This is a genomic window from Kaistia hirudinis (assembly GCF_014196455.1).
Taxonomy (GTDB): Bacteria; Pseudomonadota; Alphaproteobacteria; order Rhizobiales; family Kaistiaceae; genus Kaistia; species Kaistia hirudinis.
This window is the reverse complement of sequence record NZ_JACIDS010000001.1, coordinates 873,585-888,735: the sequence shown is the minus strand read 5'-3', so window position 1 is coordinate 888,735 and position 15,151 is coordinate 873,585. Positions and strand designations below refer to the sequence as shown.

Annotated in this window: 11 protein-coding genes, 1 tRNA gene and 2 pseudogenes; 8 read left to right on the top strand and 6 right to left on the bottom strand. The window is 64.6% G+C overall.

Annotated features, from left to right (window positions below):
- The first annotated feature begins 107 nt into the window (after window positions 1-107).
- The 3 genes from GGR25_RS04130 to GGR25_RS04120 are packed head-to-tail and all read left to right on the top strand — an operon-like array spanning window position 108 to window position 3,620.
- Entirely contained in the window at window positions 108-1,142 is a 1,035-nt protein-coding gene (locus GGR25_RS04130; RefSeq protein ID WP_183397422.1) for an ABC transporter permease, read from the top strand.
- Between the two features lies 1 nt (window position 1,143).
- Window positions 1,144-2,103 (top strand): ABC transporter permease, encoded by a 960-nt coding sequence (locus GGR25_RS04125; RefSeq protein ID WP_183397421.1) that lies wholly within the window; start codon window positions 1,144-1,146, stop codon window positions 2,101-2,103.
- A 2-nt stretch (window positions 2,104-2,105) separates the two neighbouring features.
- The gene (locus tag GGR25_RS04120; RefSeq protein WP_183397420.1) at window positions 2,106-3,620 is read left to right on the top strand and encodes a sugar ABC transporter ATP-binding protein; all 1,515 of its coding nucleotides are present in this window, start codon (window positions 2,106-2,108) and stop codon (window positions 3,618-3,620) included.
- A gap of 43 nt (window positions 3,621-3,663) precedes the next feature.
- Here the strand turns inward: GGR25_RS04120 and GGR25_RS04115 are convergent, their stop codons facing one another.
- The 3 genes from GGR25_RS04115 to GGR25_RS04105 all read right to left on the bottom strand — a co-directional run bounded on the left by GGR25_RS04115 (window position 3,664) and on the right by GGR25_RS04105 (window position 7,505).
- The gene (locus GGR25_RS04115; RefSeq protein ID WP_246409177.1) at window positions 3,664-5,280 is read right to left on the bottom strand and encodes an ABC transporter permease; all 1,617 of its coding nucleotides are present in this window, start codon (window positions 5,278-5,280) and stop codon (window positions 3,664-3,666) included.
- A 119-nt stretch (window positions 5,281-5,399) separates the two neighbouring features.
- Window positions 5,400-6,416, bottom strand: coding sequence for a Fe(3+) ABC transporter substrate-binding protein (locus tag GGR25_RS04110; protein WP_183397418.1), 1,017 nt, complete (start codon window positions 6,414-6,416; stop codon window positions 5,400-5,402).
- Window positions 6,417-6,599: 183 nt separating this feature from the next.
- The gene (locus tag GGR25_RS04105; RefSeq protein WP_183397417.1) at window positions 6,600-7,505 is read right to left on the bottom strand and encodes an AEC family transporter; all 906 of its coding nucleotides are present in this window, start codon (window positions 7,503-7,505) and stop codon (window positions 6,600-6,602) included.
- Window positions 7,506-7,670: 165 nt separating this feature from the next.
- Between GGR25_RS04105 and GGR25_RS04100 the strand changes: the two genes are divergently transcribed.
- Together GGR25_RS04100 and GGR25_RS04095 are read left to right on the top strand one after the other, a co-directional pair.
- Window positions 7,671-7,763: transfer RNA gene (locus GGR25_RS04100), tRNA-Ser, on the top strand.
- A 111-nt stretch (window positions 7,764-7,874) separates the two neighbouring features.
- Window positions 7,875-8,094, top strand: a pseudogene (locus tag GGR25_RS04095) (integrase core domain-containing protein); the annotation flags it as partial.
- A gap of 123 nt (window positions 8,095-8,217) precedes the next feature.
- On the opposite strand, the pseudogene GGR25_RS04090 reads toward GGR25_RS04095, so the two are convergent.
- The 3 genes and pseudogenes from GGR25_RS04090 to GGR25_RS04080 form a co-directional block, all read right to left on the bottom strand.
- A pseudogene (locus GGR25_RS04090) lies at window positions 8,218-8,681 on the bottom strand (acetamidase/formamidase family protein); the annotation flags it as partial.
- Window positions 8,682-8,821: 140 nt separating this feature from the next.
- The gene (locus tag GGR25_RS04085; RefSeq protein WP_183397416.1) at window positions 8,822-9,571 is read right to left on the bottom strand and encodes an HdeD family acid-resistance protein; all 750 of its coding nucleotides are present in this window, start codon (window positions 9,569-9,571) and stop codon (window positions 8,822-8,824) included.
- A 195-nt stretch (window positions 9,572-9,766) separates the two neighbouring features.
- Window positions 9,767-10,765, bottom strand: a complete 999-nt coding sequence (locus tag GGR25_RS04080; RefSeq protein ID WP_210299792.1) for an alpha/beta hydrolase — start codon at window positions 10,763-10,765, stop codon at window positions 9,767-9,769.
- A 212-nt stretch (window positions 10,766-10,977) separates the two neighbouring features.
- On the opposite strand from GGR25_RS04080, the gene GGR25_RS04075 reads away from it, so the two are divergent.
- The 3 genes from GGR25_RS04075 to bla all read left to right on the top strand — a co-directional run bounded on the left by GGR25_RS04075 (window position 10,978) and on the right by bla (window position 15,031).
- A complete protein-coding gene (locus GGR25_RS04075; RefSeq protein ID WP_183397415.1) occupies window positions 10,978-12,009 on the top strand; it encodes an AraC family transcriptional regulator in 1,032 nt (343 codons plus the stop codon).
- A gap of 291 nt (window positions 12,010-12,300) precedes the next feature.
- Window positions 12,301-13,980, top strand: a complete 1,680-nt coding sequence (locus GGR25_RS04070; RefSeq protein ID WP_343067974.1) for a carbohydrate porin — start codon at window positions 12,301-12,303, stop codon at window positions 13,978-13,980.
- 103 nt (window positions 13,981-14,083) lie between these two features.
- Window positions 14,084-15,031: a subclass B3 metallo-beta-lactamase gene (gene bla / locus GGR25_RS04065; RefSeq protein WP_183397665.1), complete on the top strand. Its 948-nt coding sequence runs from the start codon at window positions 14,084-14,086 to the stop codon at window positions 15,029-15,031.
- The last annotated feature ends 120 nt before the right edge of the window (window positions 15,032-15,151 follow it).

Genomic DNA, 15,151 nt, shown 5'->3' with positions numbered 1-15,151 from the left:
ATCCTGATATGTGAGACCACGCGGCGGGCCAATCGGCCCGCCGTCCCTATGATCCCGGAGCCCCTCTTCGGGACAGATCCCCCGAGCGACGGTGGAAGCCCCCGAGAATGTCCATCGACAGTCACTCCGCGACGCCGACCCCCGCGAGCCCGTCCGGCGGCAGGGTGAGCGGCAATCCGCGCTTCTATCTGACCAACGAGTTCGGGCTGATCTGCCTGATCGTCGTGTTCGGGTTGATCTTCGCGCTGCTCGCCAAGAACTTCTTCTCCCCGTTCAACCTGTTCGCGCTCGGCCGCGTCGCGGCCGTGAACGTGATGATCGGTTTCGCGATGATGGTCGTCATCGTCACCGGCGGGCTCAACCTCGCCGTCGGCGCGATCGGCGTCTGCGGCGCGATGTTCTGCGGCTTCCTGATCCAGGTGCTCGGCCTGCCCTGGCCGTTGGCGATCCTGCTCGGCCTGGCGCTGGGCGCCGGCCTCGGCTTCATCAACGGCTTCGCCGTGGTGCGCTCCGGGCTGCACAGCTTCATCATCACGCTCGCGACGATGAGCATCTTCTTCGGCGCCATGGTGTTCCTGACCCGCGCTGAATCCTTCCGCGGCCTGCCGCCGATCTTCTCCGCCTTCGGCACCGCGCGTCTCTTCGGTTTCGTGTCGCCGCTGCTGATCGTCGCCGCCCTTGTCGGCGTGCTTCTCTCGATCATGTATCGCTACACCGTGGTGGGCCGCGAGATGCTCGCCGCCGGCGCGAAGCCCGAGGCGGCAGCGCTGTCGGGCGTGCCGGTCGGCCGTACGATCATCCTCTGCCATATGCTGTCGGGCTCGCTCGCCGCGCTCACGGCCCTGCTCGTCATGGCGCGCAACGGCGCCGCGATCCCGTCCATGGCAGGACAGCTCGGCCAGGACTGGCTGCTGCCGGCCTTCCTCGGACCGGTTCTCGGCGGAACGCTGCTTTCGGGCGGCCGCGCCTCGCCGCTCGGCACCTTCCTCGGCGCCATCCTGGTCACCATGCTGACCAATGGCCTGCTGCTGCTGCGCGTCGGCGAGTTCTGGGTGCAGGCCTGCCTCGGCGTGCTGCTGCTGTTCGCCGTCCTCGTCGACAAGGCGCGGCGTTCCTACCTCGCGCATCTGAAGGTGGCCTGAGATGGATCGTCTCGTCCGCGCCGACTGGTTCGGCCCGCTGCTCGTTACCCTCGTCGCCGTCATCGGCATGGCCGCGTTCAGCCCGTCCTTTCTGTCGCCGCTGAACGTCCAGGTGCTGCTGCTCGCGCTCTGCATCAACGGGCTCATCGCCTTCTCGCAGATGATCATCATCGCGATCGGTCAGATGAACCTCTCGGTCGGCGCCATTGGCGGCCTGGCGGCGATTTCGTTCGCGGGTCTCATGGAGGTCTGGGGCGTGCCGGCCCCGCTCGCCGCGATCCTCGCGATCTGCATCGGCCTGATCGGCGGCGTGCTGAACGGCTTCTTTATCGCCTGGACCGGGATCTCCGCCTTCGTCATCACGCTGGCGAGCCTGTCGATCTTCAAGGGCATCAATCTCGGCATCACCCGCGCGCAGCCCTTCTATGGTGTGCCGGAAAGCGTGAAGGCCTTCGGCAACACGACCTTCCTGGGGCCGTTGCCCTGGCTGCTCATTCCCTGCGCGATCGTCTTCGTCGCGACCTGGTACCTGCTGAACCGCCTGTCGCTCGGCCGCCAGATCCTCGCTGTGGGCGGCAATGAGCACGCCTCGGCACTCTCGGGCATTTCCGTGCCGCGGACCGTCATCGCGGCCCATGCGATTTCGGGCGTTCTCGCCGCACTCGCCGGCATCGCGCTTGTCGCCCGCCTGCAGATCGGCCAGCCCACCATTGGCGATGATTGGCTGATCCTCTCCTTCGCCGCGCCGGTGATCGGCGGCGCCGTACTGTCCGGCGGCCATGTCAGCGTGACCGCGACGCTGCTCGGCGTCGCGATCGTCGCGATCATCACGCAGGCCCTCGTGCTGTTCCATATCGATCCCTTCCTGGTGCAGGTCGTGCTCGGCGGCCTGATCCTCTGGGCGGTCGGGGTCAATCGCTGGCGCGAAGTGCGCGTCCAGCGTTCGCTGAAGAGGAGCTGAGCATGGCCGAGGTGGTCTTCGAGGCGCGCGGCGTCAGCAAGTATTTCCCGGGCGTCAAGGCGCTGGAGAATGTGTCGATCACCCTCACCAAGGGGTCGATCCACGCGCTGCTCGGCGAGAACGGTGCCGGCAAGTCGACGCTCATCAAGATCATCACGGGCGTCTATCGCCCGGATGGCGGCGAGCTGTTTCTCGACGGCAAGAACGTACGCTTCTCCGGCGCGCGCGATGCGATGGGCGCCGGCATCGGCTTCGTCCCGCAGGAGCGCAACCTCATCCCGCGCTTCTCGGTCGGCGAGAACATCGCACTCGAAGCGAACTCGGCCCATCCCCTGAAGCGCATCGACTATGCGACGATCAATGCCGAGGCGCGGCGCTGGCTGAAGATGCTCGATCTCGACATCGATCCGTCGACGCCGGTGTCGCAGCTTTCCGTCGCCAAGATGCAGCTCGTGGAGATCGCCAAGGCGCTGTCGCAGCGCTCCAAGGTGCTCCTTCTCGACGAGCCGACGGCGTCGCTCTCGCCGCATGAGGCCGACGTGCTGTTCGGCCTGCTCCGCCGCCTGCGCGACGATGGCGCCAGCATCATCTTCGTCAGCCACAAGCTGGAAGAGGTCGTGGCGATCTGCGACACGGTGACGGTGCTGCGCGATGGCAACAATGCCTGCGAGAGCCGCTCCATGGCCGGCGTCGGGCGGCAGGACCTCGTCCGCCTGATGATTGGCCGCAGCGAGCAGATCCCCGAATGGCCGGAGCGCGATTCGATCGGCAAGCCGGCGGTGCTGGAGCTTTCCGGCGTCTCGACCGCGATCGGCCATCGCGACGTGAACCTCACGGTGCGCGACGGCGAAATCGTCGGGCTCTACGGCCTCGTCGGCGCCGGCCGCACCGAGCTCGCCAAGTCGATCATGGGCGCCTTCGCCATCACGGCCGGCACGATGAAGCTGGGCGGCAAGCCGGTCCGGATCGCCAGCGTCTCCGAGGCGATCCACCAGCACCGGCTCGGCTATGTCAGCGAGGACCGCAAGCAGGAGGGGCTCATCCTCATGCATTCGGTCCTGGAGAATGCCGGCATCGCAGTCTGGCGCAAGCTCGCGAGCCGCCTCGGATTCCTGACCGACCGGACGGTCCGCACCAAGGTGCTGCCGTTCATCAACAAGCTTGAGGTCAAGACGCCGTCGCTCGAGCAGACGGTCGGCAATCTCTCAGGCGGCAACCAGCAGAAGATCTCCGTCGCCAAATGGCTCGCCGCGGGCACGCAGCTCCTGATCGTCGACGAGCCGACCGTCGGCATCGACATCAAGAGCAAGGCCTATCTGCACCAGCTCCTGCGCGATCTCTCTGAGGCGGGGACGCCGATCCTGCTCATCACTTCCGACATGCCGGAAATGATCACGCTGGCCGACCGCATCGTCGTCATGAACGACTACCGGATCAGCGGCGAGATCACCAATACGCGCGACTATGGCGCGATGAGCGAAGGCATCATGCAGCTCATCCACGCCGACGCCGCCTGATCGGTTTGCGCCGCCCGGACAAGGGCGGCGCGTCGACCTTGCGTCACGACGCGCTGCGCTGCTTCGGCATGCGGGTGCGGCCGACCCGCGCGAGCACGATCACTGGCAGCAATCCCACGGCGACGATAGCAAGCGCGGCGATCGACGCTTCCTCATAGGTGCCGCGTGCCGCCTCGCCATAGAGATGCGTCGCGAAGGTCTCGACATTGAGCGGACGCAGCAGCAGCGTCGCCGGCAGTTCCTTGACGCAGTCGACGAACACCAGCAGCGCGCCCGCCGCCAGCGCGGCCTTCGAGAGCGGCAGGTGGATCTCGACGAGCGTGCGCCGCGTCGTACGGCCAAGCGTCCGCGAGGCATGATCCAGCGAGCGCGGAATGCGCGCGAGGCCGGCCTCGATGCTGCCGGTCGAGATCGCCATGAAGCGCACGACATAGGCATAGACGAGCGCCGCACCCGAGCCCATCAGCAGGAGCCCCGTCGAGACGCCGAGCCAGTGCTGCGCCGTCCGGTCGATCAACTGGTCGAAGGCGCCGAGCACGACGAGGACGCCGATCGCCACGACGGTTCCCGGCGCCGCATAGCCCATGGTCGCGAGACGCTGCGCCCAGGACGTGCCGCGTCCTGGCGCAAGGCGACTCGCATACGCGACGACGAGGCCGAGCAGCAGCGTCACCAGCGTCGCGGTCCCGGCAAAGGTGAGCGTGCTCACCGCTTCGCCCGCAAGCCGGGGCGAGATCCCGGCGAAGGCGATACGCCGCCAGGCTTCCCGGACAAGATGCGCGGCGGGGACCACGAAGCCGAGCAGCACGGGCAGGCTGCCAAGCAGCAAGAGCGCGATGCCCCCGGCGCCGCCGATGCGGATCGTCGGTGCCGGCCGGTTGCGTCCGCCCGTCGCCGAGAAGGATTGCCGTCGCCGCGCCCAGCGCTCGAACGAGACCAGCGCGATGACGAGGAAGAGCAGCAGCAGGGCGATCTGCGTCGCGCCGGGCAGGTCGCTGCGCGTCACCCAGGTCGTGTAGATCGAGACCGTGAGCGTCCGCACGCCGAGGAATTCCGAAGCGCCGATATCGTTGAGAGCTTCCATCAGCGCAAGGCTGACGCCGACGGCGACCGCCGGGCGGGCGAGGGGGAGGGTCACCCGCCAGAACACGGCGCGCGGAGAACCGCCGAGCGTGCGCGCCGCATCGATGAGATTGCCCGATTGGGTGAGGAGCATCACCCGCGTCGTGAGGTACACATAGGGATAGAGCACGAGCCCGAGCAGCACGATGCAGCCCGGCATGGAGCGGATATCGGGCAGCCGGAAGTCCCGCGGGCTGGCATAGCCGAGCAGCGCGCGGATGGCGCCCTGAAATGCGCCGACGGGGTGCAGGAGATCCAGATAGGCATAGGCGATGATGTAGGTCGGCACCGCCAGCGGCAGCAGCAGCGCCCATTCGAGCACGCCGCGGCCCACGAAATCATAGGCCGTCACCAGCCGGGCCAGGCTGACGCCGAGCAGCCCCGCGACGAGCGCGACACCGGCCAGCAGAATCAGCGTATCGCGAAGCGCGACGGGCAGCACATTGGCGACGAGGTGAGGCCAAAGGCCCGACGAGCCGCCGATCGCCTGCGAGGCAAGGCCGAGGACGGGCAGGGCGACCAGCGCGGCGACAAGCATGGCAGCGCGCCGCCAGGGGCTGGCGGCGCGGGCGGGTCTTGATCCTGCCGTGTGGCGGGCGGAGGCGAGCTGCATCGCGTGGAGGAGGGGCGGGGAGTGATCCCCGCCCGTTCCTTGGATCAGTTGTCGAACCCGACCTTCTCGGCCAGTTCGCTCGCCTGCTTGCGGTTCTCGATAATCTCCGTCAGTGGCTTGTCGTCGATCTTGAGCGTGCCGAGCGAAGCGATGAGCGGGTCGGCGGCGATGCCGGCCTTGACCGGGTACTCGTAGTTCGCCTCGGCATAGATCTTCTGCGCGTCATCGGAGACGAGATATTCGAGCAACTGCACGGCCTCGGCCTTGTTCGGCGCATTCTTGGCCAGCGCGGCGCCCGAAATGTTCACCTGCGTACCGCCGCCCTCGAAGGTCGGCAGCACGACCTTGATCGCCTCGCCCCACTTCACCTGATCCTCGCCGCCCTTGCCGGAGCGCATCAGGCCGACATAGTAGGAATTGGCCACCGCGAGATCGCAGATGCCGCCCATGATGTCGCGTGCGCCGTCGCGGTCGCCGCCGCCGGCCTTGCGCGCCAGATTGTCCTTGAGGCCGGTCAGCCACTTTTCGGTATCGGCCGCGCCGTGATGCGCGAGATAGGCCGCGAACAGCGCCGTATTATAGGGATGCTGGCCCGAGCGGATGCAGATCTTGCCCTTCCACTTCGGATCGGCGAGGCCCTCATAGGTGATCTCGCTGATGTCGAGATCCTTGGCCGCATAGACGACGCGGGCACGGTAGGAGAGGCCGAACCACTGATTGCCGGGATCGCGCAGCTGGGCGGGAACCGCCTCGACCAGCACGGTCGACTCGATCGGCTGCGTGACGCCCTTCTCTACGAGATCGACCAGATTGCCGGCATCGACCGTCATCAGGATATCGGCCGGCGAACTCGTGCCTTCGCTCGCAACGCGCTCGGCGAGACCGTCCTTCAGGAAGACCGTGTTGACCTTGGTGCCCGTCTTGGCCGTGAAAGAATCGAGCAGCGGCTGGATGAGACCGGGCTCGCGCGTCGTATACACATTGACCTCGGCTGCCGAGGCGGCGCTGGCCGCAAGGGCCGCAACGAGAGCGGCGGTGCCGAGGAGCGTGTTCCGGATCATGTTCTGTCTCCGATCTTGAAGGAGGCAGACCAGAAACATAGTTGATTATGGATGTCAACTTATAGGGTGATAGTTCAGAATCGTTCTATTGTGGGCCACATTCCCGCATGACTGTCGATCTGTATCAATTATAGATTGTACAAGATGATGATCGATTTGGGATGACTTGATCGTCATCGGGCATTACAGCTTCGCGATGAAGCTCCACCATGCCCAGATCGTGACCATCGAGAGCGGAACGCCGAGCCCGATGAGCAGCGCGCCGAGGTCGGGCTCGAGATCATGGTCGAGCGCGATGATGCTCGCGCCGAGCATGGGCGGCATGGCCATCTCCAGCATGGCGATCTTGGCGGTCGCATCGCCCGCCTGCCCGAGCAGCAGGTAGAGCAGGACGATCGCGAGCGGCGCCACGAGGAGGCGGAAGGCGAGCCCGACGGCGAGCGGCGCCACATGCCCGCCGATGCGATCGAGGCGCAGCGCATAGCCGACCGCAGCCAGTGCGACGGGCGTCAGCGTGGCGGAGAGCGAATGGAAGATCTGGCTGATCCATTCGGGGCGCGGAAGGTCATTGAGGGCGAGCGCCAGGATGATCGCGATGAAGGGCGGGAAGGTGACGATGCGCCGGGCTACCTCGTGCCAGTCGAGCCGTCCCTCGCTCGCCACGGCCGCGATGATAAGGCCGAGGGTCGATAGCGCGAGATAGGAGCCGAACAGGTCGATGACGATGCCGAGGCCGAGCCATTGCGCGCCGGCGAACGCGGCGATCATCGGCAGCCCGACGAAGGAGGTGTTGCCCCAGCCCGCGCCGAGGAGCAGGGCGCCGGTCCTCTGGCGCGACCAGCCGAGCATGCGGCAGAGCGGGACCAGCACGATGATCGCGAGCAGGATCCCGAGCCAGGGCGTCGCGGCGGCGAGCCACCAGCCCCGGTCGACGGTGAGGCCATGCACGCTGTCGAGCGCTGCCGCGGGCAGGGCGACATTGATCACCCAGCCGCCCAGCACCTTGTTGGCTCCCTCCGGCAGCCGCCCGCTCCAGCGCAGCACAACGCCGATCGCAAGGCACACGACGATCAAAGCAACTTCCTGCATCAGAGCCCCCGCGGCCGGCCGAATCCCCGCCGCCACTATGACGCCGCCGGGCCATTGCCGCCACGGCGACCGGCGGCCCGAACCGGCGGCGGGTGGGAGGCGAAAGTTCTGGAAGGGCGGAGAAACCGCTTGTTCGACGCGGTTCGGTCAGATATCTCGGGCGGCGGAGAGGTGGCCGAGTGGCCGAAGGCGCTCCCCTGCTAAGGGAGTAGACGGCTTAAAACCGTCTCGAGGGTTCGAATCCCTTCCTCTCCGCCACTAACTAACCCATTGATATTGTTATACGTTTTGTCTTTGAGGGCGCGATTTCACTGGCCACTTCCGCGGCTTGCGGCGGTCCCGTCCCAGACGTGGTTGGGCGTGAGGTTGTCCCGGCCGATTCCGACCGACAACGGCTTTATCGAGGTGTTCAACAGCGAGCTCAGGGCGGAATGCCTCAACGCCCGCCGTTTGTGGACTCGCAGACGCCCGCGAAGGGCTGGAGGCTTGGAGAAGAGACTACAACGAGGTCAGACCCCACAACGCGATCGGATACGACGTCCCGATCGAGCTGCATAAGCCCAGTGGCGCTCCTGGCGCGCCATCGTGATCCAAGCGGGAAAACTCCAGCTGCCGGCAATCCAGGGGAGGGGAACAGAGCGCCATCGCTGGCCGTGTCGCTCGGTGCCCGTGAGGGTGAGGCAGCAGGACCAGCGTCACGCGCTCTCGCATTTCACGCGAGAATGGCCTTCTTGACGGCAGCGCCGACGGAGTACTTTGGATCGACGAAGTTGCCGAGCCGCGCTATGCCGCATTGGCTGAGCAGCATGTAGGCGTCCCATTTTTCGAAGCCATAGTCCGCGACCATCCAGCGGATGAGTTCGCGATAGGTAATCCGGGTGGCATCCTCGAGTGGCCTCGCGCTGCTGATGGCCATCAGGAGGGATTCGGTCTCGAGCCGCGGCCGATCGATGGTCCATCCCTTGATGAGATCGACGCGAATGGTCGTCGCGGTCGCGCACTCAACAGCGACACCGCACACTTCGCCGTCGCCCTGGCAGGCATGGGCATCGCCGATGAACAGCCGCGCGCCGGGGGAGCGGGCGGGCAGATAGGTGACGCTGCCGGGGCCCTGTCCGGCAGATCCATGTTGCCGCCGTGATTGTCGGGCGTCAGCGAGTTGATCGAGTCGATCTCGAAGCGGAATTCGTGACCGGCGTGACGTGTCGCGGTCGATGCCCTGTTTCCCTGGGACCATCTGGATGTCGAGGGGGGCGGCCGCCCTTCATCCATGCCGACCGGACTTGCGTATCCCCCGGGCACTTCCGCCGCCATCGTCACGTCAAGCGCGCGGGTGCAGGCACCGGCACGGCGACCCCGGCGAAGGAGCGGACGGCCAGCGCCGCCGTCACGATCGCCGCGCCGGACGTGAACAGATTGATACCCACGAACACACAGAGCATCCAGATCGCGCTGATCGGCCAGAGGGCGAGAATGATCGCAGCCATGGCCACGTCAATGATGCCGCTGACCAGCATCCATATCCACGAGAACGCGATCACTTTGCGATAGGCGATCGACGTCACGATCTGACCGAAACCCTCGACGGCGAACAATACAACGAGAACGATCGTCAGCGACGCGGCTCCCTCCAACGGGCGCGTCAGCAGCAAGATGCCCGCCGCAACCGACAGGACAGCCGTCACCAGGATCCACCGAAATGCAGGCACGTCGTAGGTCGACAGGATCGCGGACAAGCCGATGACGCCGCCAATCAGGAACAGCCAGCCCATCATGAAATCGATGGGTATCTTCGCTACCACCGGCACGGCGATCACCAGGCCGCCGCGTATCAGCATCGCCACACCCTGAAACAGCAGCAGCCGCCAACGACTGCCGAACGCTTCCCTCAAGGCGCCCTGCATGCTCATCAGAGCCCTTCCGATTCTCTCCACTGTCATCTCCATGGTTGAGCCATCAGCTTCATCGATCTGTGATTTGCGATTGTCGTGAATGGCTGGGGCGCCGCGCTGCGCGACGGCGGCCGGCAGCCGGAGCGGCCGGTGGCTCAATCCGGCCAAACTCAACACACGTTCCCCGGTGCGCGGCTTGGCGAACAGTTCGACTGCAACGTCCTGGGCGGGCCGCCAAAGAACAGGCTGCCGTTCCCGGCCTTATGGCTCGAGAAGACGCCGGTGCTGGGCAATTGGGTCGCCTACCGCTCAGGCCGCCGGGATCTGCGATTGCGAAGGCCAGCGGCAGCTGATCGCCGCCTTCCGCGATCAGCTCGCCGCCTCGGTCCGCATCGCCTTCAGGAACGTCGCGACCCCCCGATTGCCCACAGCGGCGAGCTCCCCGTTGAGCGTGTTGAAGCCGTGCGTGCCGCCGGGATAGACCGCCAGCTGCGCGAGGTTGCCTGCCGCCTGCCAGCGCATGAACATGAACAAGCTGTCGTCCAGCAGGGGATCGACCGATCCGACGCTGAACAGCGCCGGGGACAGGTCGTGCAGGTCGGCATAGAGCGGCGAGATGGCGGGATCCTTCAGGTCCACATCACCGGCGAACGCTCCCGTGAACCGCCGCATCGCCTCCAGGCTGATGAACGGTGCGCCCTTGACCAGAAACACGCTGGGGGTGAGTGACAGATCGAAGACGCCGTACAGCAGGCTCGCTGCCCTGAAGGCGTCGCCTTTCCCGGCGTCCCGAAGCCGAAGCAGCGTCAGGACGGCGAGATTGGACCCGGCGGACTCGCCGCCGATCGACAGCCAAGACGTGCCGAATTCCCGCTCGGCATGCTCGATCAGCCAGGACGCGACGGCCACGCAATCGTCGATGGCTGCGGGTGCGGGATGCTCGGGGGCCAGGCGATAGTCGAGGCTGACCGCGACCATACCGGCCTCCCGGCCGAAATATTCCAGCTGCTCGTCCCAGGTATCGTTGCTGCCGACGATCCAGCCTCCGCCATGGATGTGAAGATAGACGCCTCGCACCTCGTCGGGCACCAGGATGCGCAGACCGATCGGGCCGGCCGGCCCCTCGATCGTCGTCGTCCGGGCGCGGGGCGATTTGGGCGAGGCGGGAAGGCCGAGTTCGCCACGGGCATAAGCCTCGCGCATCGCGGGCAGCCCGTCAGGCAGCGTGATCGCCGCCAGTGCCTCCGCCACCCTCGTGTTCACGGCATGCGTCGAAGCGGAGATCGCATCCGGACTGCACAGCGATGCCAACGACCGATCAGCTGATAGGAGAAATCTATCGTCCTTGGCTGGACGCATCAGTGTCATCGCTCACCCCATCATACGGATCAGTATTCAGCGTCACGATCTGGGACTTGCGATGATCGCAAATGGCAGATGGCGGAGCCGCGCGGCGCACGCAGCTGCTGCCGGCAGCAACGCGGCCCGTGGCTGAACATGACCAAACGCGGTAGAGGAGGGGAGCCCTGTGGCGGCCAACATCCGGCGAATTGCGGCCAATCATCTCCGATGGAGAAGGCATGTTTGAAATTGGTCCGGACGAGAAAGTCTATTCCGTCTTCAAGATCGGCAAGATCGTCGATTGTCTGAAGGCGGAAGGCGTTCCGCTGCACGCGGCGCTGGAGGACATCCGCATCTCGGAAGCCGAACTGACGTCGCCACAGACCAGGGTATCGGCCAATCAGATCTTCCAGTCCTACAGGAACGCGCTGAAGCTCAGCCAAAATCCCAGCTTTGCTTTCGACGCCGGTTCAGAATTTCACGTTTCGACCTTCGGGATCTACGGCCTCGCGCTGCTGAGCGGGATCGATTTCCGACAGACTGTCGCCTTTGGACTTCAATACTATCAATTGGCCGCTCCACTCTTGGCCGTTACGTTTGAGGAGCGCAATGCGACGGCGATGTGGTGCATAACGGTGCTTCCGTTCAAATCTCTCGACACGGAACTGCACAATTTCATTGTTGAATTGCAGTTCAGCGCGCTTCTTTGCGTGCACCGCGATGTCATGGGTTCGGACTTCCGCCTGAGCCAAGTCCAATTGACGTCTCAAAGGCCCTCCTCGGACGCCCGCCTCGCCGAAAAGTTCGGCTGCGAGGTCTTGTACGACCAGCCGCAAAACAGACTATCGTATCAGGCCGAATGGCTCGACAAGAAACCGGTTCTGGGCAATTCGGTCACCTACGCTCAGGTCGCCCGCATCTGCGATCAATTGTTGACCGAGATGAAACAGAACACGGGCGTCGCCGGCAGGGCCCGCCAAGCGCTGCTCGCGAAGCTCGAATCCCCGCCGGACGCCGATGCCTTGGCCGGCGAGCTCGGCCTCAGCACGCGGACGCTACGGCGACGGCTGCAGGAAGAGAATACCTCGTATCGTGAGCTGATCGACGATCTGCGCGAACAGACGGCCATTAGATATCTGCGCGACACCCGCCTGACCGTGGAAAACATCGCGTTCCTGCTGGGCTTCAGTGACCCCGCGGCGTTTCGCTACGCGTTCAAGCGCTGGACAAAGACGACACCCAACGAGTTCAGGACCTCCGTCCGCGCCTAGTTCTGCGGCTTCGCCGAAGCCTCTTCAATCAAGGCACTTGCCGAGCCTTGAGCCACTTGCGACGGCACGCCGGCAATCGATCGCGACGGCCGTCGCGTGATTTGTGGCCTTACGGGGAGAACCGCCGGCGCGGACCCGATGCTGCGATGCAGCGATTTGGCCGCTTGTCTCCCTTGTTTGGCCGACGCTCCCCTTATCCCTGTCCGACAATTCACAGACGTTGCGACCGCCGGAAGCCGGTGGCCGAGCCGCCGAGTCCCTTCCGCTGCGCCGCAAGAGGAGTGGTTGGCTGTGTCGAGCTGGAGATCTGGTTCCTGTGCGTCCGCAGACGCAAATCCGCAATCCCGTGCTGAGGAAAAGCGCGTCAAGATCTCCGGCCTGCTGCGCCAAGCCAGCGTTGCGGTCGTTCTTTTGACGGCTAATGCCGCTTTCGCCAATGACGGTCTGCTTCAGTTTGGCCATATCGATGCCGAGAACGCCTCAGGGGCGGGTGTGGAGATCGCGGCGAAGCACAAGACCGAGGGCAAGACCGAGACGGCTTCGACGTCGACCGAGCCGGCGCCCTCCGCGCCATGGGGCCCGGTGCCGACGGACAAGATCTCGCTCGTCAATCTGGCGCCGGGCCTCGTCGCGTTTTTCAACGACGGACCGGTATTCGGTCTGCCGGGCACGGTGGTCGGCGACATCACGGAGCGCACTCAGCTGCTCGGGGACTGGGGTGGCACCCGCACCGAGCTGGCGCGCAAGGGCTTCTTCTTCGATCTCTACTCCACCAGCTATTATCAGAACATCGTTTGGGGCGGCCTCAAGACGGGTGAGGCCTTCGTTCAGAACACGCAGCTCTCGGTCAACATCGACACCGGCCGCGCCGGCTGGTGGTCCGGCGGTCTTATTCACCTCAGCGCGCAGTCGCGACTCGGCGATGACCCGGAGTCGACATTCACCGCCGGCACGGTCGTTCCGCAGTATACCGGTCTCGTGCTGCCGGATCCGCTGGAATACAACAGCTTCCTGCCATCGGAATATTTCCTGGTGCAGGCCCTCAGCAAGCAGGCCCGCGTCGTCGTCGGTAAGATTGGCACCGTCATCCTTCCCGACCAGACCGTGTTCGGCGATGCTTTCAGGTATCACTTCGCCAACTTCAATTTTAACAAGAACCCGATCACGGCGAACTTCTTCGATCCGACAGCCTTGGGGGCGCTCGGCGTGTGGTCTTTCAGCCCGAGATTTGCCGTCGTCGGCGGCGTGCTGGATCCCGACACCAAGGCGGACCGCCTCGCCGACTCCGATACGTTCTCGAGTGTCAACATCTATCTGACCTCGATGATATCCTATGACATAGGCGGTCTGCCTGGCGTCTTCTCGCCGGTCTACAACTGGTCGAACAAGCCGAAGATCAATCTGGATTCGCCATTCGGCGCTCTGGCTTCGGGCGCTCAAGGAGCGCAGGCGATCGGGAGCCTGCTCGGCTTGGCCTCGAACGAGGGGCTGCCGACCAATTTCAAGGACGAGAGTTGGTTCGCCCTCGCCACCATCTCGCAGTATTTGTACCTCAAGGACGATGCGGCAACCGTGGCGCGCAAGCGCAAGACCGGCGAACAGATCCGCGGCATCGGCGTGTTTGCGCGCCTGGGCTATGCCCCCCAAGAAACGAACCCGATTACCCAAGATGCCAGCGTCGCGCTGTTCGCCTACGGCCTGCTCGATAGCCGGGAATATGACAGCTTCGGCATTGGCTATTACTACGACAAGATCAGCGACAAGCTAAAGAATAGCATCGCGACAATCTCAGGCGGGGAAGCCATTGCCTACGACGAGAGCGGCATTGAGGTGTTCTACAATTTTGCCATCACCCCCGCCGTACGCCTGATCCCGAGCTATCAACATATCTGGCATCCGCTCGCGGCCGAGGTCGCCGAACAACGCGAGAGCGCCGACATCTTTCAGGTCCGCCTCACGACTGCATGGTGAGCTTCAAGGCTCGGTCGATGGAGAGCAGGCACCCAGTGCTTCTCTTGGCCCGGTCCAGGCTGCCGAAGAATGGATGATCACTCCAGGTATCGGAAAGAACACGATGTACGACCGACTTCGAGCAAGCATGGTTGCGATGCTTCTGTTGAATTGCGCCGGGCTCGCAATCGCTCAGACGCTGCCGCCGAACCAGGTGACCCGGGAGCAACTCGCAACAGACAACAAACTCTTCATCTCCTACGCCAGCAAGTCGCTGAAATGGGAAGAGCCGACTGAGCCAGTGAGGATCGTGGGACCGCTCTACTTCGTGGGTACCGAGGGACTGGGCGTTTTCCTGTTCACGACCTCGCAGGGCCACATCCTGATGAACACGGGCATGCCGTCATCGGGACCGATGATCGTGGATTCGATCCGAAAGCTCGGCTTCAAGCCGGAGGATATCAAGATCATCATCAACGCCCACGCCCATATCGATCATGCCGGGGCCCTGGCCTTCATGAAGAGGCTGACGGGAGCCCAATTGGCCGTGATGAAGGACGATGTCGCAGCAATGGAGAGCGGCGACCGCGATGACTTCAAATATGGCGATGATCTGGCCTTTGAAAGCGTGAAGGTGGACCGCGTCCTGCGTGATGGCGATACCGTCAAGCTGGGCGACGTGCTCCTGACGGCCTACAGCACCCCGGGTCACACCCGTGGGTCCACCACCTGGATCGCGAATGTGGTGGCCGGCGGCGACTCCTATGTGGTGGCATTTCCGGACGGCGCCGGATTCAACCCGGGCTACCGCGTCGCCAAAGACCCCTCCTACCCCGGCATCACGGACGACTACCGCAACACGCTTCATGAGCTCGAGATGATAAAGCCGGATATCTGGCTGGCAGAGCACAACGAGTATTACGACTTCGCAGGAAAGCGGAAGCGCGCGGAGACGGAAGGCGTGAAGGCTTGGATCGATCCGGAGGGCTACAGGCGCTTTGTCGCGAGCAAGAAGCGCGCGTTTGAAGATGAGGTCGACACCGAACTCGGCGCATCCGACGCGGCGAAGTGAAGGCGCGACTTCAAATCAACCGACGGGTTTATGGATAAGGCATCGCCCGGCGACGTGTTCAAAGAAGGCCAAGGCCGGGAATCTCAGCCATGGCCGACGCCTCGCTGACCTCGGATGCTG

Excerpts from the sequence above, each read along its gene's own strand:
- GGR25_RS04130 (WP_183397422.1), top strand. The coding sequence starts at position 108 with ATGTCCATCGACAGTCACTCCGCGACGCCGACCCCCGCGAGCCCGTCC.
- GGR25_RS04075 (WP_183397415.1), top strand. The coding sequence starts at position 10,978 with ATGTTTGAAATTGGTCCGGACGAGAAAGTCTATTCCGTCTTCAAGATC.
- GGR25_RS04080 (WP_210299792.1), bottom strand. The coding sequence starts at position 10,765 with ATGACACTGATGCGTCCAGCCAAGGACGATAGATTTCTCCTATCAGCT.
- bla (WP_183397665.1), top strand. The coding sequence starts at position 14,084 with ATGTACGACCGACTTCGAGCAAGCATGGTTGCGATGCTTCTGTTGAAT.
- GGR25_RS04110 (WP_183397418.1), bottom strand. The coding sequence starts at position 6,416 with ATGATCCGGAACACGCTCCTCGGCACCGCCGCTCTCGTTGCGGCCCTT.
- GGR25_RS04125 (WP_183397421.1), top strand. The coding sequence starts at position 1,144 with ATGGATCGTCTCGTCCGCGCCGACTGGTTCGGCCCGCTGCTCGTTACC.
- GGR25_RS04115 (WP_246409177.1), bottom strand. The coding sequence starts at position 5,280 with ATGCTTGTCGCCGCGCTGGTCGCCCTGCCCGTCCTCGGCCTTGCCTCG.
- GGR25_RS04120 (WP_183397420.1), top strand. The coding sequence starts at position 2,106 with ATGGCCGAGGTGGTCTTCGAGGCGCGCGGCGTCAGCAAGTATTTCCCG.
- GGR25_RS04105 (WP_183397417.1), bottom strand. The coding sequence starts at position 7,505 with ATGCAGGAAGTTGCTTTGATCGTCGTGTGCCTTGCGATCGGCGTTGTG.